At 44.9% G+C, this 23,631-nt stretch carries 20 protein-coding genes; 19 read left to right on the top strand and 1 reads right to left on the bottom strand.

Features of this window, described 5'->3' with window-relative positions:
• Nucleotides 1–8 precede the first annotated feature (8 nt).
• From BLS64_RS05840 to BLS64_RS05895, 12 genes are all read left to right on the top strand, one after another.
• Nucleotides 9–2,402, top strand: coding sequence for a glycoside hydrolase family 31 protein (locus tag BLS64_RS05840; protein WP_093112579.1), 2,394 nt, complete (start codon nt 9–11; stop codon nt 2,400–2,402).
• Between the two features lie 12 nt (nt 2,403–2,414).
• Nucleotides 2,415–3,851 (top strand): alpha-amylase family glycosyl hydrolase, encoded by a 1,437-nt coding sequence (locus BLS64_RS05845; protein ID WP_093112580.1) that lies wholly within the window; start codon nt 2,415–2,417, stop codon nt 3,849–3,851.
• 124 nt (nt 3,852–3,975) lie between these two features.
• On the top strand, nt 3,976–4,962 hold the full coding sequence (gene pfkA, locus BLS64_RS05850) for a 6-phosphofructokinase (RefSeq protein ID WP_093112581.1): 987 nt from the start codon (nt 3,976–3,978) through the stop codon (nt 4,960–4,962).
• A 17-nt stretch (nt 4,963–4,979) separates the two neighbouring features.
• On the top strand, nt 4,980–5,978 hold the full coding sequence (gap, locus tag BLS64_RS05855) for a type I glyceraldehyde-3-phosphate dehydrogenase (RefSeq protein WP_093112582.1): 999 nt from the start codon (nt 4,980–4,982) through the stop codon (nt 5,976–5,978).
• Nucleotides 5,979–6,030: 52 nt separating this feature from the next.
• Nucleotides 6,031–6,894 carry a BadF/BadG/BcrA/BcrD ATPase family protein gene (locus BLS64_RS05860; RefSeq protein WP_093112583.1) on the top strand — a complete coding sequence of 288 codons (864 nt, stop codon included), beginning with the start codon at nt 6,031–6,033 and terminating at the stop codon, nt 6,892–6,894.
• Between the two features lie 47 nt (nt 6,895–6,941).
• Nucleotides 6,942–8,480, top strand: coding sequence for a YifB family Mg chelatase-like AAA ATPase (locus BLS64_RS05865; protein ID WP_093112584.1), 1,539 nt, complete (start codon nt 6,942–6,944; stop codon nt 8,478–8,480).
• Between the two features lie 24 nt (nt 8,481–8,504).
• Nucleotides 8,505–9,659 carry a DUF2891 domain-containing protein gene (locus BLS64_RS05870; RefSeq protein WP_093112585.1) on the top strand — a complete coding sequence of 385 codons (1,155 nt, stop codon included), beginning with the start codon at nt 8,505–8,507 and terminating at the stop codon, nt 9,657–9,659.
• Nucleotides 9,656–10,879: an Nramp family divalent metal transporter gene (locus BLS64_RS05875; RefSeq protein WP_093112586.1), complete on the top strand. Its 1,224-nt coding sequence runs from the start codon at nt 9,656–9,658 to the stop codon at nt 10,877–10,879. The genes BLS64_RS05870 and BLS64_RS05875 overlap by 4 nt, the downstream gene beginning before the upstream one ends.
• Nucleotides 10,880–10,892: 13 nt before the next feature.
• A complete protein-coding gene (gene pxpA, locus BLS64_RS05880) occupies nt 10,893–11,633 on the top strand; it encodes a 5-oxoprolinase subunit PxpA (protein ID WP_093112587.1) in 741 nt (246 codons plus the stop codon).
• Nucleotides 11,630–12,361, top strand: a complete 732-nt coding sequence (gene pxpB, locus BLS64_RS05885; RefSeq protein WP_093112588.1) for a 5-oxoprolinase subunit PxpB — start codon at nt 11,630–11,632, stop codon at nt 12,359–12,361. The genes pxpA and pxpB overlap by 4 nt, the downstream gene beginning before the upstream one ends.
• On the top strand, nt 12,351–13,220 hold the full coding sequence (locus tag BLS64_RS05890; RefSeq protein ID WP_093112589.1) for a 5-oxoprolinase subunit C family protein: 870 nt from the start codon (nt 12,351–12,353) through the stop codon (nt 13,218–13,220). Before pxpB ends, BLS64_RS05890 begins: the two co-directional genes overlap by 11 nt.
• A gap of 225 nt (nt 13,221–13,445) precedes the next feature.
• Nucleotides 13,446–14,981, top strand: coding sequence for a carbon-nitrogen hydrolase family protein (locus BLS64_RS05895; RefSeq protein WP_176763447.1), 1,536 nt, complete (start codon nt 13,446–13,448; stop codon nt 14,979–14,981).
• Here the strand turns inward: BLS64_RS05895 and BLS64_RS05900 are convergent.
• Nucleotides 14,968–16,371, bottom strand: coding sequence for an aldehyde dehydrogenase (locus tag BLS64_RS05900; RefSeq protein WP_093112590.1), 1,404 nt, complete (start codon nt 16,369–16,371; stop codon nt 14,968–14,970). The genes BLS64_RS05895 and BLS64_RS05900 overlap by 14 nt on opposite strands.
• A gap of 474 nt (nt 16,372–16,845) precedes the next feature.
• On the opposite strand from BLS64_RS05900, the gene BLS64_RS05905 reads away from it, so the two are divergent.
• The 7 genes from BLS64_RS05905 to BLS64_RS05935 are packed head-to-tail and all read left to right on the top strand — an operon-like array spanning nt 16,846 to nt 23,624.
• Nucleotides 16,846–17,478: a GNAT family N-acetyltransferase gene (locus BLS64_RS05905; RefSeq protein ID WP_093112591.1), complete on the top strand. Its 633-nt coding sequence runs from the start codon at nt 16,846–16,848 to the stop codon at nt 17,476–17,478.
• 33 nt (nt 17,479–17,511) lie between these two features.
• Complete coding sequence (locus BLS64_RS05910; RefSeq protein ID WP_093112592.1) at nt 17,512–18,699, top strand: argininosuccinate synthase; 1,188 nt, start codon at nt 17,512–17,514, stop codon at nt 18,697–18,699.
• On the top strand, nt 18,696–19,661 hold the full coding sequence (gene argC / locus BLS64_RS05915) for an N-acetyl-gamma-glutamyl-phosphate reductase (RefSeq protein WP_093112593.1): 966 nt from the start codon (nt 18,696–18,698) through the stop codon (nt 19,659–19,661). The genes BLS64_RS05910 and argC overlap by 4 nt, the downstream gene beginning before the upstream one ends.
• Before the next feature lie 10 nt (nt 19,662–19,671).
• Nucleotides 19,672–20,811 carry an aspartate aminotransferase family protein gene (locus BLS64_RS05920; RefSeq protein WP_093112594.1) on the top strand — a complete coding sequence of 380 codons (1,140 nt, stop codon included), beginning with the start codon at nt 19,672–19,674 and terminating at the stop codon, nt 20,809–20,811.
• A 4-nt stretch (nt 20,812–20,815) separates the two neighbouring features.
• Entirely contained in the window at nt 20,816–21,763 is a 948-nt protein-coding gene (locus tag BLS64_RS05925) for an N-acetylornithine carbamoyltransferase (RefSeq protein ID WP_093112940.1), read from the top strand.
• On the top strand, nt 21,763–22,542 hold the full coding sequence (argB, locus tag BLS64_RS05930; protein WP_093112595.1) for an acetylglutamate kinase: 780 nt from the start codon (nt 21,763–21,765) through the stop codon (nt 22,540–22,542). Before BLS64_RS05925 ends, argB begins: the two co-directional genes overlap by 1 nt.
• On the top strand, nt 22,542–23,624 hold the full coding sequence (locus tag BLS64_RS05935; RefSeq protein WP_093112941.1) for a M20 family metallo-hydrolase: 1,083 nt from the start codon (nt 22,542–22,544) through the stop codon (nt 23,622–23,624). Before argB ends, BLS64_RS05935 begins: the two co-directional genes overlap by 1 nt.
• Nucleotides 23,625–23,631: the final 7 nt, after the last annotated feature.

Here is a 23,631-nt window from a genome sequence, read left to right on the forward strand (position 1 = left end):
ATTTGAAAATGAATTTCTACACCGGTCTTATAAAATATAGCTTTTGCCTTGCTTTTCTGTTTTCGATCACCCTGTATGGACAGAATCCGGAAAGGGAATTTTTGGAGGTAAGGCAGGTTGAGAATTCTGTAGAGGTAAAGACCGGTGACGGGAAATACATTTTTACACCCTACACGCCGGAGATCATTGAAACCAGCTTTTTGCCTTCGGGAGAAGAAATTTCAACAGGATCACACGCTGTGGTACTGCAGCCGCAGCAGGTTCCTTTTGAGCTTACTGAAGACTCTTTGTCGGTGCTCATAGATTCAGAAGGAATTGATGTGGTGATCCAAAAAAGCCCTTTTCAGGTCTCGTATTTTTTCAAAGGAGAAAAGATCATTTCAGAAAAGACAGGATATTCAAGAACCGAAGATCACGAAAAACTAGATTTCAATCTTACCGAACCTGAAATGCTGTTTGGAGGAGGCGCCCGGGCACTGGGTATGAACCGCCGTGGCCACAGGTTGAAACTGTATAACCAGGCGCATTACGGATATGGTTCGAAAAGTGAACTTTTGAACTATACTTTGCCGGTAGTATTGTCTTCCAAGAAGTACGCGCTTCATTTTGACAATGCACCCATCGGCTATCTTGATCTGGACAGTGGTCGTGACAACACACTTGCATATGAGACCATTAACGGCAGAAAAGTTTACCAGCTTGTGGCTGGCGACTCCTGGGAAGCTGTTGTTGGCAATTACACGCTGTTGACGGGTAGACAGCCGCTCCCGCCACGTTGGACTTTGGGTAATTTTTCCAGTCGTTTTGGTTACCATTCCCAAAAAGAGGTAGAGCAGACCATTGAAAAGTTTAAAAATGAGAAAATCCCTGTTGATGCCGTGATCCTTGACCTTTTCTGGTTTGGGCATGATATCAAAGGCACTATGGGAAATCTCGCTTTTGTAAGAGATTCTTTTCCCCAACCTGAAAAGATGATCAGTGAGCTTGCTGAAAAAGGGGTGAAGACCATCCTCGTCACAGAACCCTTTGTTCTAACCACTTCCAACAGGTGGGAGGAGGCAGTGTCTGAAAATGTGCTCGCGACTGATACTTTAGGAAATCCTTTTACTTATGATTTTTACTTCGGAAACACCGGCCTAATTGACATTTTTGATCACACAGCCCGCAAATGGTTCTGGGATATCTATGAAGGCCTGGCAGAAATGGGCGTGGCCGGATGGTGGGGCGACCTGGGAGAACCCGAGGTGCACCCGGAAGAATTACAGCACCATGGCGGAACAGCTGATGAGGTTCATAACATCTACGGGCATTACTGGGCAAAAATGTTGTATGAAGGATATCAGGAGAATTACCCGTTAAAAAGACCGTTTATTCTCATGCGTGCCGGGGCCGCGGGTTCCCAGCGCTATGGCCTTATTCCATGGTCTGGCGATGTGAGCCGAAGCTGGGGCGGACTCAAAGCTCAGTCCGAGATCTCCCTGCAAATGGGATTACAGGGCTTGGCTTATATGCATTCAGATCTCGGCGGCTTTGCCGGGGATCATTATGATGATGAGCTGTACGTGCGCTGGCTTCAGTACGGGGTTTTTCAGCCGGTTTTCAGACCGCATGCGCAGGAAGCCGTGCCTTCTGAACCTGTTTTCAGGACACCTGAAGTGATGGAACTGGCTAAAAAAGCCATTGAGCTGCGCTACAGGCTGTTGCCGTACAATTACACGCTGTCCTTTAAAAATTCGGTTGAGGGGTTGCCTTTAATGCGGCCGCTGTTCTTTGAAGAACCTGACAATTACAGACTTTATGCTGTTTCCAATACCTATCTCTGGGGAGATGCCTTTTTGGTCTCACCTGTCGTAAGACCGAATATTTCCGAAAAGGAGATCTACTTTCCGGGGAAATCCAACTGGTTCGACTTTTATTCCGGCGAAAAGTACCCTGGAGGTGAATCAGCCACAGTTCAGCTGAAAAAAGAGCACATTCCTACCTTCATAAGGGGCGGAGCTTTTGTTCCTATGTCTGAAATCGTACAGACCACTGAAGATTTTTCCGCAGAAAAGATCGAGATTCATTACTTTTTCGATGAGGAGGTAAAGGAAAGTTCAGGCAGCCTGTTCCAGGATGATGGGATAACTGCCAATACTATTGAAAAAGGCAATTTTGAGCTGCTTCTTTTCCGCAGTAAAAGAGAGGGTGAAAAATGGCTCATTGAGATGGAAAGACAGCCCGGAAAAGCGAAAAAAGATCCGGAAATTCAGGAAACTGAACTTATCATCCATAACCTGAATTTTCTTCCGAAGAAAATAGAGGTGAACGGCAGCAAAGTAAAACCTGAATTCAACGAAAAAAAGCAATTAACGGTTCCCGTTAGAGTAAAAGGGGACAAAACCACGATTATTATCAATTAAAAAACCAATTTTATGAAGAAAATAAGCATTTTTCTACTGGGGCTCATGACTCTTGTGTCCTGTAAAGACGAACCTAGGCAACAGGTGCAGGAAGAGGTCGTTCAGGAAGAGCGAATTGAGCCGGTTTCCAACGAAGCTATGGAGTCGGCAGTGATCTATGAAGCCAATATAAGGCAATACTCGCCCGAAGGTACTTTTGACGCCTTTACCGAAGACATTCCGCAGCTGAAAGAGCTGGGTGTGAAGGTGATATGGTTAATGCCTATCTATCCGATCTCAGAAACAAAGCGCAAGGCTACGGGTGATCTGAGCGTGGAGGATATCGAGGACCCTGAAGAAAGGAAAAAATACCTGGGAAGTTATTACGCGATTTCAGACTATACTGAAGTAAACCCGAATTTCGGGACCAAGGAAGATCTCGACGAATTAGTGGCGACGGCCCATGAAAATGGGATGTACGTGATCCTTGACTGGGTGGCGAACCATACCGGGTGGGACCATCACTGGCTGGAGGAACATCCTGAATATTACACTCAGAACGAAAAAGGGGAACCTGTAGATCCTCTAAATCCTGCGACAGGGGAATCCTGGGGCTGGACAGACGTTGCCGATCTTAACTATGAAAACAAGGAGTTATGGAAAGACATGACCGCCGAAATGAAATACTGGATCGACGAGCACGACATCGACGGCTTTAGGGCTGATGTTGCCGGGGAAGTACCAACTGAGTTCTGGGAGCAGGCTTTGCCGCAGCTCGAGGAAACAAAACCGGTCTTCATGCTGGCGGAATCTGAAGAAAAGGAGCTTTTTCACAATGCCTTTGACATGGGTTACAACTGGGAAGGCCACCATTTGATGAACCAGCTGGCAAAGGGAGAGATCACTGTAAAAGAATGGGATGCGTACATGAAGAAGATCGACACTACTTATCAGGAAGATGATTACTTAATGAACTTTGTGACCAATCACGATGAGAATTCCTGGAACGGAACAGTGAGAGAGAGAATGGGAGAAGCATCTGAAGCTATGGTGGCTTTGACCTATACCATTCCCGGAATGCCTTTGATCTACAGCGGGCAGGAATACGATATGGACAAGCGGTTATTGTTCTTTGAAAAAGATACTATTCCTAAAACAAAAGGAAAGATGTGGCCTATCCTCAAGAAGCTGGGAGAGCTGAAAAATGAAAATCCGGCGCTGCACGGCGGCAAGGAAGCAGCAGCTTATAACAGACTGACCACTTCGGCAGACGAATCCATACTTGCTTTTGAACGAAGTGCGAACGGGGAGAAAATGGTGTATATCGCCAATATGAGCGATGAGCCAACCGAGTTTACCTTAGAACTTGAAGGTGAATTTCAGGTCTACATGGGTAAGCAAGATTTCGCTTCGGACAAGCCCGATCATAAATTTTCACCCTGGGAATATGTAGTATTATTAAATAACTAAAATTTCTCAAAAATAATTGCAAAAATGCTCCTAAAAAGGAGCATTTTTATTTTTTATTAACCGAAAACGTTTGAGTTTATAGGCAAATTAGGTTATATTCTCTAATTAAAATAGCTTTACATTAATGTTAGAAAAGATCAAGAAAATAGGTGTATTGACTTCCGGAGGAGATGCCCCCGGAATGAACGCAGCGATAAGAGCGGTAGCCAGAAGCTGCGCTTACTTCAACCTCGATTGCATCGGGATATACAGAGGCTATCAGGGCCTTATCGAAAATGATTTTGAGCTATTGACCGCAAGGTCTGTAAGGAACGTGATCAACAGGGGAGGAACTTTCCTCAAGTCTGCACGTTCTGCAGAATTCCGCACCAAAGAAGGAAGGGAGAAAGCTGCCCGCAACCTTACAAGGGCCGGCATTGATGCGCTGGTGGTTATTGGAGGGGACGGTACCTTTACAGGTGCCATGCTTCTGCAACAGGAGCACGGCTTTCCGGTAGTGGGAATTCCTGCGACCATAGACAACGATATCAACGGAACCGATTACACCATTGGGTATGACACCGCTTTGAACACGGTGGTAGATGCCATTGACAAGATCCGTGATACAGCGAGTTCTCATAACCGACTTTTCCTGGTGGAGGTGATGGGCCGCGATGCCGGTGACATTGCCTTGAACAGCGGAGTTGGAGCAGGAGCTGAAGAGATCCTGATCCCAGAAGAAGACAAGGGAGTGGAGCAAATGATGTATTCTCTGGAGAAAAGCCGTAAGGCCGGAAAAACTTCAAGCATCATCGTAGTGGCTGAAGGAGAAAAGAGTGGTAAGAACATCTTTGAACTGGCCGATTTCATAGGGGAAAATCTTGAAGGATATGACATTCGTGTCTCTGTTTTAGGGCACATTCAGCGTGGTGGCGCTCCAAGCTGTTATGACAGGGTGTTGGCCAGCAGGCTTGGTGTTGGCGCAATAGAAGCGCTGTTGCGAGGAGAAAGCAATGTCATGATCGGAATCACTAACAAAATAGTAACCTCGGTAGATTTTGAGGTAGCTATAAAGGAACAAAAACCTTTAGATAAGGAATTAAGAAGGGTGTTAAATATCACCACAGTATAATTACAAACAATTGAATTATGAGTACTAAAATAGGAATAAACGGATTTGGGAGAATTGGAAGGATCGCTTTCAGGATCGCTTCCAAAAGAGAAGATGTAGAGGTAGTTGCCGTAAACGACCTGCTTGATGTTGAGCATTTGGCATATTTACTTCAGTATGATTCCGTGCACGGAAGATTTGATGGGACTGTTGAAGTTCAGGACGGGCATTTGGTGGTGAACGGTAAGAAGATCCGTGTTTCCGCAGAAAAGAATCCTGAAGATCTTAAATGGGATGAAGCAGGAGTAGAAGTAGTAATGGAATGTACCGGAATTTTTACCGGGAAAGAAGGAGCCGGTAAGCACCTTACCGCAGGGGCCAAAAAAGTGGTTATCTCTGCGCCTTCCAAAGACCTTCCAATGTATGTGATGGGGGTTAACCACCAGGACATTAAAGCTGAAGATACTTTGATCTCTAACGCTTCATGTACAACTAACTGTCTTGCGCCGCTTGCCAAAGTGATCAATGATAAATTTGGCCTGGTAGAAGGATTGATGACTACCGTTCACGCCGCAACCGCGACGCAATTCACTGTAGATTCACCTTCTCGCAAGAATTACCGTTTGGGTAGAAGCGCCTTGCAAAACATCATTCCAAGTACTACCGGTGCGGCCGTAGCAGTAACTAAAGTAATTCCTGAACTAAAAGGAAAACTTACCGGAATGGCTTTCAGGATACCGACTGCCGATGTTTCTGTGGTTGACCTTACTGTAAGGACCGAAAAAGAAACTACTTACGAAGAGATCAAAAAAGCCTTTAAAGAGGCTGCCGAAGGTGACTACAAAGGAGTGATCTCCTATACCGAACAAGAAGTGGTGTCACAGGATTTCGTGTCTGATGCTCATACCTGTAATTTTGACGCAGGGGCAGGGATCGCGCTCAATGACAACTTCTTCAAATTGATCGCCTGGTATGATAACGAGTATGGATATTCGGCTAAGCTTGTTGAAATGTCTGCACATGTAGCTTCACTTTAATAATATTTAAAAACCCTGAACCGCGTTCAGGGTTTTTTATTAATTTTTTACTATGATTTTAATTGCAGACGGCGGCTCAACCAAATGTGACTGGATCTTATTGGATTCTGAAGGAAAGCAGCTGCTTAAAACACGCACCAAAGGATTGAATCCTGCAGTTTTCAAAGCCGAAGTGCTTCAGGAAAGACTGGAAGAGAACCTTGACCTTCAACAGGTAAGGGACAGGGTAGAGCGGGTTCATTTTTATGGTGCAGGTTGTGGTACCCCAAAACCCACCGCTAAATTAAAGGAGATACTGGAAGCGTATTTTGCTAGCGCCAGTGAGGTCCAGGTTCAGGAGGATATGGTTGCGGCGGCTTATGCCGTGACCGATAAACCGGGAATTGTTTGTATTCTTGGTACCGGTTCCAACAGCTGTTACTTTGACGGCAAGACCGTGCGAACCGCAGTTGACTCTCTCGGATATATCCTTATGGATGAAGCCAGCGGAAATTACTTCGGAAAAAGGTTGATCAGGGATTACTATTACAAGAAAATGCCAAAGGAACTGGCAGATAAATTTGAAAAAGAATACGATCTTTCTTCAGACACCATCAAAGAGAATATCTACAAAAAGGAAAATCCTAATACCTACCTGGCGCATTTTGCCGAATTCATCTTTAAAAATGAACGAAACGGCTATTTCTATCAGCTGATCGCAGAAGGAATGCAGAACTTCATTGAGCACAGGGTGTTGTGTTTCAAGGAAGCTCAGAATGTTCCAATTCATTTTGTAGGATCTATAGCATATTTTTCCCAGGATATCATAAAAGACGCTTTACAGCCTTACCGACTTGAACCGGGAAATTTTGTACAACGTCCTATAGATGGTATTCTTGACTACTATCGCAAAAATGTGTTAAAGGTGCAGGGTTAAGGACCCTTATTCATAATTTTACTACATTTAAAAAAACATTTTTTTAAATGCTGGTAAAGGTTTACGGGAGTGCTGTATTTGGCGTGGAAGCCACTACCATAACGGTAGAGGTGAACGTAGACTCCGGTATTGGATATCACCTCGTCGGGTTACCCGACATTGCCATAAAAGAAAGCAGTTTCCGGATAGCGGCCGCCTTGAAAAATGTCGGCCGCAACTTTCCGGGAAAGAAGATCACTGTGAATATGGCCCCTGCCGATCTTCGGAAGGAAGGATCGGCCTATGACCTTACTTTTGCCATTGGCATCCTCACCGCCTCGGGCCAGATAAGGGCCGAAAATCTTTCAGACTTTATCATTATGGGAGAGCTTTCCCTTGACGGAAGCCTGCAGCCCATAAAAGGAGCACTTCCCATAGCTATAAAGGCTAAACAGGAGGGCTTTAAAGGTTTTATTCTGCCAAAGCAGAACGTAAAAGAAGCGGCTATTGTAAAAGGCCTGGATGTTTATGGAGTCGAAAATATCGAGGAGGTGATCAGGTTCTTTGATGAAGGCGAAGAACTGGAAAAAACGGTGATCGATACCCGGCAGGAATTTTACAACGAACTCGAGAACCCCGAGCATGATTTCGCCGATGTCAAGGGGCAGGAATCCATTAAACGTTGTATGGAGATCGCTGCAGCAGGCGGACATAATATAATTCTTATCGGTCCTCCGGGAGCGGGAAAGACCATGCTGGCAAAGCGACTTCCCAGTATCCTGCCGCCAATGACCCTTCACGAGGCCTTGGAAACCACCAAGATCCACAGCGTGGTGGGTAGATTAAAGGAAAGCGCAGGGTTAATGGCGCACCGCCCATTCAGGAGTCCGCACCACACGATCTCAGACGTAGCTTTAGTCGGCGGCGGAGCCTATCCGCAACCCGGGGAGATCTCCTTATCACATAATGGAGTTCTCTTTTTAGATGAACTTCCGGAGTTTAAAAGAAGTGTTTTAGAGGTGATGAGACAGCCGTTGGAAGATCGGGAAGTGACCATTTCCCGTGCCAAGTTCACCGTTACCTATCCGTCTAGCTTCATGCTGGTGGCCAGTATGAACCCGAGTCCGGGAGGGTATTTCAATGATCCTAACGCTCCTGTTACTACCTCGGCTTCAGAGATGCAGCGATATTTGAGCAAGATCAGCGGACCTTTACTCGACCGAATTGATATACACATCGAAGTAACGCCTGTGCCGTTTGAAAAACTTAGCGAAGAGAGAAGGGGAGAGAGCAGTAAAGAGATCAGGAAAAGGGTCACGGCGGCAAGAGAAAAGCAAACCCAGCGGTTTGAAAATGATGAAAAGGTGCATTACAACGCGCAGATGAGCAGCAGGCAGATAAGGGAACATTGTGGCCTGGACGCCACTTCTTCAGGCCTGCTCAAAACGGCTATGGAACGTTTGAATCTTTCTGCCAGGGCATATGACAGGATCCTGAAAGTGGCCAGGACCATTGCCGATCTTGAGAACACAGAACAAATTCAAGGTGCACACATCAGTGAGGCCATTCAATACCGAAGCCTTGACCGGGAAGGATGGCTGGGCTAAAAGAAACATGAAAACCTACTTAAAATGAAAAGAATAATTTTATTACTAACTGCCATAGCAATGGTGAACTGTAAAGGAAATGATAACGAACCACAACAGGTGATGGAGACCAAAGAAGATTCTACGCTTATCGAGGAAGCCACCTCTGTTCTGGAGGGACAAAAACCGGTGCAGCTAAGTCTGGAGCAGGCAAACAAGCTTGCTCAGCTTCCGCTGGACTGTATAAATGTCGAATATCCCAATAAACTTAATCAGACCTTAGCTAATTCTTCTGAGATTGGCGAGCCAAAAGAGCTGCACCCCGCCTTTTATGGTTGTTTTGACTGGCATTCATCAGTACATGGGCACTGGACCCTGGTGAGTTTGCTGAAAGGATTCCCTGAACTTAAAAAGGAGCAGGAAATAAGAGAGAAGCTGCAGGCTTCCCTTTCTGCTGAAAACATTCAGGCAGAGGTGCAGTATTTTCAGAATGCTGAAGAGGGTTCTTATGAGCGCACTTATGGATGGGCATGGCTGCTGAAGCTGGCGGAAGAGCTGCATACCTGGGACGATCCATTGGCCAGGGAGTTGGAGCAGAACCTACAGCCTCTAACTGACCTGATCACCACGAAATTCAAGGAATTCCTTCCGAAGCTGGTTTACCCAATTAGAGTAGGAGAGCATACTAACACGGCTTTCGCGCTATCGCTGGCTTATGACTATGCCAAAGCTACCCAAAAAGAGGATTTCCAGAAGCTCATCGAAAAAAGAGCCAGGGATTTTTATCTGAATGATGACAACTGTCCGCTGGCATGGGAGCCAAGTGGATTTGATTTCCTTTCTCCCTGTTTTTCGGAAATTGATATCATGCGTCGCGTCCTTCCCGAAAATGCCTTCAGGTTATGGATGGAAGATTTCATGCCGCAGCTCAAGACCAAGGAATTCGCCCTTGAGGTGGCCGAAGTTTCTGATAGGACAGACGGGAAACTGGTACACCTGGACGGACTTAATTTTAGTCGTGCCTGGGTGCTTCACGGCCTGGCAAATCAATATCCAAAGCGTTACAGCCATTTGAAAACTGTGGCAAATCAGCACATCTCCTATTCGTTTCCAAACCTGGTAGGAGACACATACGAAGGCGGCCACTGGTTGGGATCGTTTGCGCTGTATGCGCTTCAGGAATCAAGGCCTAAGCAGTGAGAAACTGGTTAAAAAATGTGGGGCCGGGGGTGCTTGTTTCGGCAGCTTTTATTGGCCCCGGTACGGTCACCGTTTGTACCCTTGCAGGAGTTGATTTTGGTTTCTCCCTGCTATGGGCGCTGTTATTGTCTATCATTGCCTGCATAGTTCTGCAGGAAATGGCCGCAAGACTCGGGATCATCACAGGTAGAGGGCTAAGCGAAGTGATAAGGGAAGAGGTCAAAAATCCCATCTTTAAATGGTTATCCATTATCCTCATTTTTGCCGCCATTGTTCTGGGCAACGCGGCTTATGAAGCGGGAAATATCACCGGCGCCGTGCTGGGAATGTCGGCCGTGGTGCCCTCGCCCGTCCTTGAAATAGGTGCAATAAGCCTGGATCTCTGGAGCCTGGTGATAGGGTTGATCGCCTTTATTTTACTGGCAATAGGAAATTACAAGATCCTTGAAAAAGTATTTATTGCTCTCGTAGCTATTATGAGCATTTCATTTGTGGTTACCGCCGTAATGACCCGGCCTGAAGTAATCCCTCTTCTAAAAGGCCTTTTTATTCCCAAAAGCGGAAGTGCTGGTTTGCTAACTGTTATGGCTTTAATAGGAACTACAGTGGTGCCTTATAATCTCTTTCTGCACGCATCACTGGTAGGCGAAAAGTGGAAGGGACAGCAGGCTTTGAAGATCGCCCGAAAAGAGCTTTTCTGGGCCATTTTGCTGGGTGGAGTTGTTAGCATGTCCATTGTTATAACAGCGGCCGCTTCAGGGATTACCAGCGTAACCACAGCAGCCGATTTTGCTGCCGGCCTGGAACCTCTGTTCGGCAGTTACGCTACTTTTTTCATTGCCCTTGGCCTGTTCGCTGCAGGAATTTCTTCCTCTATTACCGCTCCTTTGGCAGCAGCTTATGTGGTAAGAGGTTGTTTAGGATGGAAAAAAGGATTAAATTCAATAAAGTTCAAAATGGTCTGGGCCGGAGTCCTATTGCTTGGCGTGTTCTTTTCATCGCTAGGGCTTAAGCCGGTAGAGATCATTCAGTTTGCGCAGGTTGCTAACGGTATCCTGTTGCCGGTAGTTGCCATCTTCCTGTTCTGGATCGTGAACAGAGCTTCAGTAATGGGAGAACATAAAAATTCTGTCCTTCAGAATGTTCTGGGAACATTGATCATCGCTGTGACCATTTTCCTGGGCGCGAAATCAATTTACACGGTATTAGAAGGAATTTAAAAAAGCCAGAAAAATGCGAAGTATTCATATCAACTGTGACCTGGGAGAAGGAGGAAACCATGATAAGGAGATCATGCCACTTATCTCTGCCTGTAATATTGCCTGCGGAGGTCACGCCGGGAACCTGGAGACTATGCAGCATACCGTTGACCTGGCGATGAAACATGGGGTGGAAATAGGAGCACATCCTTCCTATCCCGATAAGGAGAACTTCGGAAGGATCAGCATCAAAATAGATCCTAAAGAACTGAAGCGTTCTCTCGTGGCCCAGATCCTGTCTTTAAAACAGATCACTGAAGCTGAAGGTGCACGCCTTGTACATGTAAAACCTCACGGCGCTCTTTACAACGACTGTCAGAAAGATGAAAAAACGGCAGCTGTTGTACTCGATGCGCTTCGGGAATTTGATGATCTGCCCGTGCTTTACTCTCCCGAAAATTCGGTGATCGTGAGGATGGCAGAAGGGGAATTTCGGGTGATTTTCGAGGCTTTTGCAGACCGGAATTACAACTCCGATCACAGCCTTGTTTCGCGACTAAAATCCAACGCGCTCATCACTCAAAAAAAAGAAGTTTTTGACCATCTTTTTGCCATGTTCAATGACCGGAAAATTACCACCAATTCCGGTGAAAAAATAGACTGTAGGGCAGATACTTTTTGTCTGCACAGCGACACTCCAAATTCCGTCGAAATTCTTCAATTCCTGCATCGTAAGTTCCTCGAAAATGACATTACAATAAAGAATGTTTCATGAGGTATTTTCCGGAGATCAAACCATTGGGAGAGCGGGGGATCCTCATTGATTTTCAACCTGAGATCAGTGAACAGTTGCTTGAAAAACTGCTCCGGCTAAAAATATTCCTGCAAAAAGAATTACTTAAAGAAAAGGTTGAAGTGATAAACACATTTAGTTCATTATTAATAAATTACCCTTTAGCTATAGAGGATGTTTATAATGAGGTTTTAAAGGTGAAAACCCTTGTGGAGAAGGCTAATATACACAATAAAACTGAACAGCAAATTTTTCAAATTCCGGTGTGTTATGAGGAGGCTTTTGCTCTTGACCTGGAACTCATTTCACAGCAGAAGAAGATCTCAAAAGAGGAAATAATCAGGCTTCACTCTGCGCCAATTTATACCGTCTATTTCATCGGATTTTTACCCGGATTTTTATACCTGGGAGGACTCGATAAAAAACTGCAATTTCCGCGTAAGGAGCAGCCAAGAATGAGGGTCGAAAAGGGGGCTGTTGGCATAGGTAAAAATCAGACCGGAATTTATCCCAAAACCAGTCCCGGCGGATGGCAAATTATTGGTAATTCCCCGGTACCTCTTTTTGACAAAAATAAGATCCCGCCCTGCGAAATTTCTCCCGGTGATAAACTGAAATTTTATGCGATAGATCTGGAGGAGCATGAGAGAATTCAAAAGGAGGTGGATGATGGAATTTTCAAATTTAAAAACGAACTGTATGTCGGCTGAAGTAGAGGTTTTACATCCCGGTCTTTTCACCTCTATCCAGGACGGCGGGAGGTATGGCTTCATGAAGTACGGAGTACCGGTAAGCGGGGCAATGGATTCCTTTTCTTCTAAAATGGCAAATTTGCTGCTCAATAATCCGGAAGATGCCTCTGTCATGGAGGTCACCCAGATGGGCCCTAAAGTACGATTTTCGGCAGCCACAGCTATTGCTATTACCGGAGCGGTTTTGTCACCGGAGGTGAACGGAAAGCCGGTTGAAAACAATCATGTGATCGATATAAACCCAGGAGATGTCCTGCAATTTGGAAGAAGAATATTGGGCTGCCGGGCGTACCTGGCAGTAAGAGGCGGTTTTCAAACCCCCAAAGTTTTGAAGAGCAGAAGCTTTTATGAAGGGATCACCTCTGTTTACAGGCTTGTGAAAGGAATGAAACTTCCGTACGACGCCGAAGCTTCAGGTGAACTAGTGAATTCGTACGCTGCCATCAAACAAGGAGAACATCTATCTGCCGTAAAAGTTGAAGTTCTACCCGGACCTGAATTTGACAGACTGATTTCTTCAGAAGCAGAAAAACTAAAGAATTCAGAGTTTACATTGAGTAAATATAGTGATCGGATGGGTTTTCAGCTTTCCGAAGTATTTCCGAACAATCTTGAAGCCATTCTAACTTCGCCTGTGTTGCCCGGTACGGTTCAGCTTACACCTTCGGGAAAACTCATTGTGCTCATGAGAGACGGGCAAACTACAGGCGGATATCCCAGAATCCTGCAATTAACTGAGAGAGGGATCAATATTATAGCGCAGCGAATTCCCGGAGAAAAATTTCAGTTCGGCATCAAAAATGAGGTGCTGTCCTGAAGACCAACTTAAACCCTACACTCAGAAAGATCATCAGGAATCAGGCACCTCTGTCCTGTCTAAATTAGTGAAAATCATGAGATTTGAAAAAGTAGGGTGTATTTTGAACTAAAAAAGTGATCTGTTTCATCTGTAGCTACCCTAAAATGAATAACCCCTTCAGAAGAACTGAGATACATTTTAAAAAGATTTTTTAAAGCAATATCTTCGTAAAAAAAATTGCAAGTGATAGATTCGGCTAAAATTGAGTTGCGCAACCTTAGCGTAAAAGATTACAAGGAACTGAAGATCTCTATGGTGGAGAGCTATGGGAGTCTTGCTGAAGAGTATTGGAGTGAAAAAGAGATCAAGAACCTGATCAAAAAGTTTCCCGAAGGCCAGTTCTGTATCATTATCGATGAAAAAATAGCGGGGTGTGCATTGTCCATCATCGTAGATTACCACAAATACGACGACAATCACACCTATGAGCAGATCACCGGTGGCGAAAATTTCTCTACCCACACTAAGAATGGTGATGTTCTCTACGGAATTGATGTTTTCATTCACCCAGAATATCGCGGAATGCGGCTGGGACGACGGCTTTATGAAGCCCGAAAGGAACTATGCGAACAGTTAAACCTGAAGTCGATCATTTTTGGAGGGAGGATACCCAATTACGCAAAATATGCTGCGGAATTAACCCCGAAGCAGTACATTGAAAAGGTAAAGATCAAGGAGATTCATGATCCCGTTCTTTCTTTTCAGCTTTCCAATGATTTCCACGTAAAAAAAGTGATCAAAGGCTATTTGGCAGGAGATCACGAGAGCAAGGAATTCGCCACTTTGATGGAGTGGAACAATATCTACTACACTAAGCCCGATAAGCTTATCTTAACTCCAAAAACCGTAGTAAGGCTTGGACTGGTACAGTGGCAGATGCGGCTTTTCAAGGATTTTGAAGCGCTCGTATCCCAGATCGAATTTTTCGTGGATGCAGTGAGCGATTACCAGAGCGATTTTATTCTGTTTCCGGAATTGTTCAATGCGCCGCTAATGGCGGAGTATAACCATCTTAATGAGGCCGAAGCCATTCGTTCGCTTGCCTCGTATACCGATAAACTGTTGGAGACCTTTGTAGATTTCGCCATCACTTATAATATCAATATTATCACGGGTAGTATGCCGCAGATCATTGGCGAGCACATGTACAATGTGGGCTATTTGTGCCGAAGGGACGGAAGTTATGAGCGGTACGAGAAGCTGCACATCACTCCGGCCGAAGCCTCTGCCTGGGGTATGAAGGGCGGGAGCAAGCTGCAGACCATGGATACCGACTGTGGAAAGATAGGCATCCTTATTTGTTATGACGTGGAATTCCCTGAAGCTTCCCGAATTCTTGCAGACGAAGGAATGAACATTCTTTTTGTACCCTTTATGACCGATACCCAGAACGGTTATTCTCGCGTACGACTTTGTGCCCAGAGCCGTGCGGTAGAGAACGAATGTTATGTGGCCATTGCAGGTTCTGTTGGTAATTTGCCAAAGGTGAACAACATGGATATTCAGTATGCGCAAAGCGCCGTGTTCACGCCTTCAGATTTCTCATTCCCGGTGAACGGGATCAAGGCTGAGGCTACCCCCAACACCGAAAGTACGCTGCTGGTGGATGTTGATCTTGACCTGTTGAAGGAACTTCATGCTTTTGGAAGTGTGCGTAACCTTACCGATCGTCGAAAAGATCTTTATTCTTTGAAAAAGAAGAATCCTAAAAATACTTAAGCAGCTTTTTCGCCAGCTTCAGTTTCCCATTGTAGGGCGCATATCGAAGCGGCACGTCCAGCCAGGTGGCACGCTTGCTGATGCTCTTCTTGTGCGAAAAAGTGTCGAAAGAATATTTGCCGTGGTAAGCGCCAAATCCACTGTTGCCTACTCCGCCAAACGGCATGTTCTTGTTGGCAATGTGCACGATCACGTCGTTAATAGCGCCTCCTCCAAAACTGAACTTTTTCAGGATCATTTCTGAAAACTTCTTTTCTTCGGAAAAGACATAGAGGGAAAGAGGCTTGGGATATTTATTGATGATTTGCTCAATTTCAGCTTCTGAAGTGTAGGAGATCACCGGAAGGATGGGCCCAAAGATCTCATCTTTCATGACCTCCGAATCGAGGCCCGGTTCATCTAAAAGAGTAGGAGAGATGTAGAGGGAATCGATATCTGTTGCGCCGCCTATGATACATTTTTCATTGTGCAGTAAGGCATTGAGGCGCTCAAAGTTCTTTTGGTTGATGATGCGGGCAAGATCGGGGGAAGATTTCGGGTGCTCCCCAAAAGCTGCTGTGATCTCCTTTTTTACGGCCTCAATAAATTCAGTTTTTACAGAAGCATCTATTAGAAGATAATCGGGCGCGATACAGGTTTGGCCGGCATTGATGAACTTTCCCCACACGATCCTTTTCGCGGCCAGGTCAATTTTAGCCGAGCGGTGAACAATACACGGACTTTTCCCGCCGAGTTCCAGCGTGGCAGGAGTAAGGTGCGGCGCGATAGCCTGGTTGACCTTGCGCCCTACAGGAACGCTTCCGGTGAAAAAAACATAATCCCATTTTTCCTCCAGAAGCCTTTGAGATACAGAAGCATCTCCCTCTATCACCTGTACCCATTCGGGTTCAAAGACTTCTTCAAATATTTCCCTGACAATTTCCGAGGTATAGGGAGCGTATTCACTGGGTTTAAGCACAACCGTGTTTCCGGCGGCAATAGCGCCAATGGCAGGCGAAACCTTCAGTTGAAAAGGGTAATTCCAGGGCGCGAGGATGAGGCAGGAGCCGTAGGGCTCTGAAAGAATAAAATCCTTAGAAGGAAAATTAAGAAGGCTGCTTTTTACCTTTTTCGGCTTCGCCCATTTTTCCAGGTTCTTAATGATATACCTAAGCTCGCTTAAGATGAAAGAGGTCTCTGTGACAACCGTTTCAAATTCGGGTTTTTGAAAGTCGTTGTAAAGGGCTTTGGAAATGTCCTTTTCTCGCTTTTGAATCTTGTCTTCCAATGCCTTCAGCTTCTTAATCCTGACATTAATATCTCTGGTTCCCCCGGAATTGAAAAAAGCCTTTTGCCTCTGAATAATTTCCAGAATATTATTTTCTGAAGGAATGAAATTTCTTTGATTCATGAAAAGCGAACTTAGACCATGCCCAAATTACAATTTTAGAAATAGATGGAAGAAAATATTTTTTGTCAAAGTCTTGATTGTAATTAGCCTTTTACCAGCAAGTTGTGATTTTAACATGCCCTTTCTGAAATTTTAAAACTTAATTGGGGACCGGTATTAAAATATAATATACTTTTACCGCCGTGATTTCGATACTGCAAATAATAAGGCCATTTTTAAGGCGCCGGTTCTATAACCGCCGCAGGTAAGGATATATTTACATCCGCCAAAGTCCTTAATTATTTGATCTCTTTATATTGAACCACATTACCCACATATTTTTAGTTTTTATTTTCAGGATCTCTCCCGAAAGTTCTTTTAGGCGCTGTCGCAGTTTCCGGCGCACGTTTGTGCGCGCTTAATCTTTTGGAACTTAGGTGAGTCCGGTTCCCCCTTTAAAAACTCATTAATCTTTTCACTTTAAATTTTTAGCATATGAAAATTGTCATTGCTAACGAGTCTCATGCTAAGTATGCGGAGATCATTTGTAACACGATGGAAGAATCGGCAAAGGTTCGCGGGACAGGTATTGCCCGAAGGAGCCCCGAGTACATCCTGAAAAAGATGTCGAATGGCAATGCTATCATCGCTTTAGACGGGGACAAGTTCGCTGGTTTTTGTTACATAGAGATCTGGAGCCATGAGAAGTTCGTGGCCAATTCGGGTTTGATCGTGCATCCAGATTACAGGAACCAGGGCCTTGCAAAAGACATCAAAAAAGCCATTTTTGAGCTGTCCAGAAAGAAGTATCCTAACTCCAAGATCTTTGGGATCACTACCGGCCTTGCAGTAATGAAGATCAATTACGAACTGGGGTACCAACCCGTAACCTTTTCTGAACTTACAGATGACGAGACCTTCTGGAGCGGATGCCAGACCTGTAAGAACTTTGATATTCTCACTCGCACCGAGCGCAAAATGTGCCTTTGTACAGGCATGTTGTATGATCCGGCTAAAAAGAAACCTTTGGAAAAGAGGGAGAAGCTAAATGAAAAGGCTTTTAAGAGATTAAAGAATATTAAACAAACACTTTTTTACAAGAAAGAGAAGGAAAAAGCAGTTGAATAACCTGTGCTTTCCGGCCAAACAAAATTGAATAAAATGGAAAAAGTAGTAATAGCATATAGCGGCGGATTGGATACTTCCTATTGCGCCAAATATTTGTCTAAAGACAAGGGATTCGAGGTTCATACCGTGAGTGTGAACACCGGGGGATTTTCTTCTGAAGAGATCCGGAAAATAGGAGGGAATGCAGAAAAGATAGGGGCAACCTCATATACAAACATTGATGCGATCTCTTCCTTTTACCAAAAGGTGGTCAAATACCTCATTTTTGGGAACGTATTGAAAAATGATACCTATCCGCTATCAGTAAGTGCCGAAAGGATCGTTCAGGCCATCGAGATCGTGAATTACGCGAAAAAGATCGGTGCTAGATACATCGCTCACGGAAGTACCGGTGCCGGCAACGACCAGGTGCGGTTCGATATGATCTTTCAGATCCTTGCCCCCCAAATTGAGATCATTACTCCCATCAGGGATAATCAACTCACCCGACAGGAAGAGATCAATTACCTGAAGGCTAACGGGGTGGAGATGAACTGGGAAAAAGCTAAATATTCGGTGAATAAAGGGCTTTGGGGTACCAGCGTTGGAGGAGCAGAAACCCTCACTTCTGATAAGCCGTTACCTGAAACCGCATATCCTTCCCAATTACAGGTGCAGGAACCAAAACAGGTTAGCCTTTCATTTACAAAAGGAGAATTGACAGCGGTAAATGATGAGGAAAATTCTCCTGAGAAAAACATTGAGATCCTCGAAAACATAGCCTCGAAGTATGCGATAGGGAGAGACATTCATGTTGGAGACACCATTATCGGGATCAAGGGAAGGGTTGGTTTTGAAGCTGCTGCGGCATTGATAACCATCAAAGCACATCACCTGCTTGAAAAACATACCCTGAGCAAATGGCAGCTTCAGCACAAGGATTACATCGCCAACTGGTATGGAATGCACCTGCATGAAGGTTTGTACCTGGATCCTGTAATGCGCGATTTTGAAGCCTTCCTTCAGAGTTCGCAGGAACAGGTGACCGGAAAGGTCTTTTTGACCTTACATCCTTACAGGTTTGTTCTGGATGGCATTGAATCAAAATATGATCTTATGAACAACGGCTTCGGAAAATACGGAGAGGAGAACAAGGCCTGGACGGCAAATGATGCCAAAGGTTTCATTAAGATAAGTTCGAATGCCGGGAAGATCTATCAGTACGTAAAACAGGAAGCATGATACAGGCAGGAATTATAGGCGGGGCCGGTTATACGGCCGGGGAACTGATCAGGATCTTAATGAGACATCCTGAAGTGAAACTGGATTTTATTTACAGCACTTCCCAGGCAGGAAAGCCCGTGAGCAGTATTCATCAGGACCTGCTGGGGGAAACTGAACTCACTTTCAGCGGAGAGATCAATCCTGAAGCAGATGTGGTTTTTCTATGTCTGGGCCATGGAAATTCAATGAAATTTCTTCAGGAAAACCAGTTTTCAGATCATACAAAGATTGTAGACCTTAGCACCGATTTTCGAATGGCTGCTGAAGATCATTCCTTTATATACGGTCTTCCGGAGTTAAACAAGGAAGAGATAAAAAAAGCCAATCTCATTGCAAATCCCGGGTGTTTCGCGACAGCCATCACCCTGGCGATTTTACCACTTGCTAAAAATGGCCTATTAAAGGAAGATGTGCATATAAATGCAGTGACAGGAGCCACCGGTGCGGGCACCTCCCTTTCTGAATCCACTCACTTTACCTGGAGAGACAATAACTTTTCGGCTTACAAGGCCTTTGAACATCAGCATCTGGCAGAGATCGGGCAGAGCTTAAAAAGCTTTCAGCCGAATTTTTCTTCGGAATTAAATTTTATCCCGAACAGGGGGAATTTTTCAAGAGGTATTCATTGTACTGCTTATACTCGTTTTGATGGAAGCCTGGAAGAGGCCATGAAGATCTACCAGGAATTTTACGGGGACGCCGCTTTCACATTTGTGGTTGAAGAAGAATTGCATTTGAAACAGGTGGTCAATACCAACAAGTGCCTGCTGAGGCTTCAAAAGTTCGGGAACAAACTTTTGATCACAAGTGTACTGGATAACCTGTTGAAAGGAGCTTCAGGGCAGGCGGTTCAAAACATGAATCTGATCTTCGGGTTCCTTGAAACCCAGGGGTTGCAATTGAAAGCCACCTATTTTTAAATTTTTGACTATGAATTTATTTGACGTTTATCCGTTATACGACATCACCCCCGTAAAAGGGGAAGGCGTGCATGTGTTTGATGAAAATGGAACTAAATATCTGGACCTGTACGGCGGTCACGCGGTGATCTCGATCGGGCATGCGCATCCTGAGTACGTAAACGCAATTAGCGAACAGGTTCAAAAACTAGGATTTTATTCCAATTCAATAAAAAACCCTCTGCAGGAGGAATTGGCAGAGAAACTTGGGAAACTGTCCGGGTGTGAGAATTACAATCTCTTTTTGTGCAACTCGGGAGCCGAAGCGAATGAAAATGCCTTAAAAGTGGCTTCTTTTCAAACCGGGAGAAGCAGGGTGATCTATTTTGAAAATGCCTTCCACGGAAGGACTTCCGGAGTGGTTGCAGTAACCGATAATGAAAAGATAAAAGCTCCTTTCAATCAGCGACATGAAGTAACAAAGGTCTGTTTTGATGACCCAAAAAGCCTGGAAAAGGAGCTATCCAAAAAGGATGTTGCAGCCGTTATTTTCGAGGCTATCCAGGGGGTGGGTGGCCTGGATGAAGCTTCTACGGAATTCTATCGAACAGTGGAAAGGTTGTGTAAGCAACATGGAACGCTTTTGATCGCAGATGAAGTTCAGTCGGGTTACGGAAGAACGGGGGATTTTTTCGCCTTTCAGAAGCATGGTATCCAACCAGACATAATTTCTGTGGCCAAGGGAATGGGCAACGGATTTCCAATTGGCGGGATCCTTATTGCTGAAGAGATCAAAGCCAGCCACGGCATGCTGGGCACGACCTTTGGAGGGAACCACCTGGCCTGTGCTGCCGGGATCGCAGTTCTGGATGTTCTTAAAAATGAAGCTCTTTCAGAAAATGCTAAAGATCTGTATGAGTATGTAAAGGAAAGATCCAATGAAATTCCGCAATTAAAAAAGTTAAAAGGCAGGGGACTAATGATCGGACTGGAATTCGATTTTGAAGTGGCAGCCCTTCGGAAGGAATTGCTGTTCAAACATCATATTTTCACAGGGGCGGCCTCCAATAAGAATTTATTGAGGATCCTGCCGCCATTGAACATTCAAAAAGATCATTTTGACCGGTTTTTCCAGGCAATTGAAGTTGCCCTGGCTCAAACACAAAATTAATAAGATGAAGAAGTATATAGGAATAGAAGATGTAAATGACCTGCAGGAGCTTGTTTCAGAAGCATTGCAGCTTAAAAAGGAAAATTCGGCTCTCTCTTTGGGAAAAGGAAAGACCTTGGGAATGCTGTTTTTCAATCCCAGCCTTCGAACCCGTTTAAGCACCGAAAAGGCCGCAAAGCTCCTGGGAATGGATGTTATGGTGATGAATGCCGATAAGGATGGCTGGGCTTTAGAGTTTGAAGACGGAGCGATCATGAACTCCAATAAAGCTGAACATATCAAGGAAGCTGCCGGCGTGCTTTCCCAGTACTGCGATATCATCGCCGTACGAGCCTTTCCCGGGCTGGAAAACAGGGAAAAGGATGAGGCAGATCAGGTCTTCTTGGGGTTCACAAAATATGCGACCGTACCAGTTGTGAACCTGGAAAGCGCGACGGGACATCCCTTACAGGCGCTTACCGATGCGATGACCATTACTGAAATGAGCACTAAAAAAAGGCCGAAAGTTGTGCTTACCTGGGCCCCGCATCCCAGGGCTTTGCCGCAATCGGTTCCCAATTCCCTTGTGGAATACATGCAAAAAATGGATGTGGACCTGGTGATCACCAATCCCGAAGGCTATGACCTGAGTAAAGACGTCAGAAAAGATACTCCGGTTTATCACGATCAGGAAAAGGCTTTAAAAGACGCCGATTTCGTTTATGTGAAGAACTGGAGCAGTTACGAGCACTACGGAAAGATCCTGAGTGAAAATCCTGCCTGGACAGTTGATAATAAAAAACTAGGTCTTACAAATGATGCAAAGGTGATGCACTGCCTGCCTGTAAGGAGAAATGTGGTGATAGCAGATGAAGTTCTGGACGGTGAAAATTCCGTGGTCATTCAACAGGCAGGAAACCGAACTTTCGCGGCGCAGGCTGTATTAAAGAGAATTCTGGAAAACAATAAGTGATGATAAAGGAAACATTAAAGGTCATAAAAATAGGAGGGAAGCTCATTGAAGATGAAACTAAGTTGCAGGCTTTCCTTTTGGACTTTATTGCTCTCCAAGGCCCGAAGATCCTGGTGCATGGCGGTGGAAATATGGCCACTGAAATTGCTGCCAAACTCGGTTTTGAGACCAAAATGATCGACGGCCGAAGGATCACCGATGAAAATTCTTTGAAAGTCATCGTGATGACCTATGCGGGATGGATCAATAAGACGATTGTAGGTAAACTACAGGCTTTGAACTGCAATGCAATTGGGTTGTGCGGGGCAGACGGCAGAAGTATCATTTCAAAAAAACGAAAAGTTGCAGAGATCGATTTCGGATTTGTTGGCGATATTGAAACCATCAATACTTCCTTTATAAATTCACTTTTGAAGGCCGGGATGGTTCCGGTCTTTTCGGCGATCTCCTGTACAAGTGAGGGAGAACTGCTGAATACAAATGGCGATTCGGTTGCCGCGGAAATAGCCATGTCAATGAGTGAATTGTACGAACCCCAATTGTTTTATCTCTTCGGAAAAAACGGAGTTTTGGCAGATGTCACAAATGAGGAATCTGTAATTGAACACATAGATCGAAATAAATACGGGGAATTACTGAAGGATAAAGTGATCACTGAAGGTATGCTTCCGAAACTTCAGAATTGCTTTGAAGCCCTTGAAAAAGGGGTTTCAAAGATCTGTCTGGGAAATGAAAGATTGCTGAGCAAAACCTCTCTTCACACCGAAATTGTAAAATGATGGAATTGACAAAATTACAACAGCAGGCGATCGGGCTTTTAAAGGAACTGATAGAGACCCAATCCTTTTCAGGAGAGGAGGATGAAACCGCAGCCCTGCTCGAAAACTGGTTTTCAGAAAGAGAAATTCCGTATAAAAGGCATTTGAACAATGTGTGGGCGGTGAACAGGCACTTTGATGGCTCAAAACCGACCTTGTTGCTCAATTCCCATCATGATACCGTAAAACCCAATTCGGCTTATACCCGTGACCCGTTCAAGGCAGAAATAGAAGATGGAAAATTATTTGGCCTGGGAAGCAATGATGCCGGGGGTTGCCTGGTTTCGCTTTTAGCGGCCTTTACCTGGTTTTATGAGTCTGAAGATCTGGAATACAATCTGATTTTTGCAGGTACTGCGGAAGAGGAAACCAATGGAAAGAACGGAATAGCCTGTCTTTTACCCCTCCTTCCGAAGATAGATGTTGCCATAGTTGGTGAGCCTACCCTGATGGACCTGGCGGTAGCAGAAAAAGGCCTTGTTGTGTTTGATGCTGTCATAAAGGGAACGCCTTCCCATGCCGCGCATCCCAATGAAGACAATGCCATTTATAAGACAGCAAAAATCCTGGACTGGTTTCGGGAGTTTGAATTTGAAAGAAGGTCGGAGGTCTTAGGAGATGTAAAGTTAACCGTTACGCAGATCAACGCCGGCTCACAACACAATGTGGTGCCCGCTAACGTTGACCTGGTGATCGACGTGAGGGTGAATGACCAGTATTCTAATAAAGAGATCGAAGAAATCCTGCAGAAAAATGCTCCGGTTGATCGTATTACTGCCAGATCGCTTCGGTTGAATTCTTCCTCCATCCCGTTAGATCATGAACTGGTGAAATCAGGAATTTCTCTGGGAATGAATACCTATGGCTCACCTACATTATCTGACCAGGCCATGCTTAGCTGCCCTTCTCTAAAACTGGGACCGGGAGATTCCACCAGGTCACATTCCGCCGATGAATTCATATATGTATATGAGATAGAGGAAGGAATTGAAAAATATATAAAACTGCTTGAAAGAGCTTTGAAACAACAAGTTCAGAATTAAAAGAAAA

The sequence above is a fragment of the Salinimicrobium catena genome, assembly GCF_900102915.1.
Taxonomy (GTDB): Bacteria; Bacteroidota; Bacteroidia; order Flavobacteriales; family Flavobacteriaceae; genus Salinimicrobium; species Salinimicrobium catena.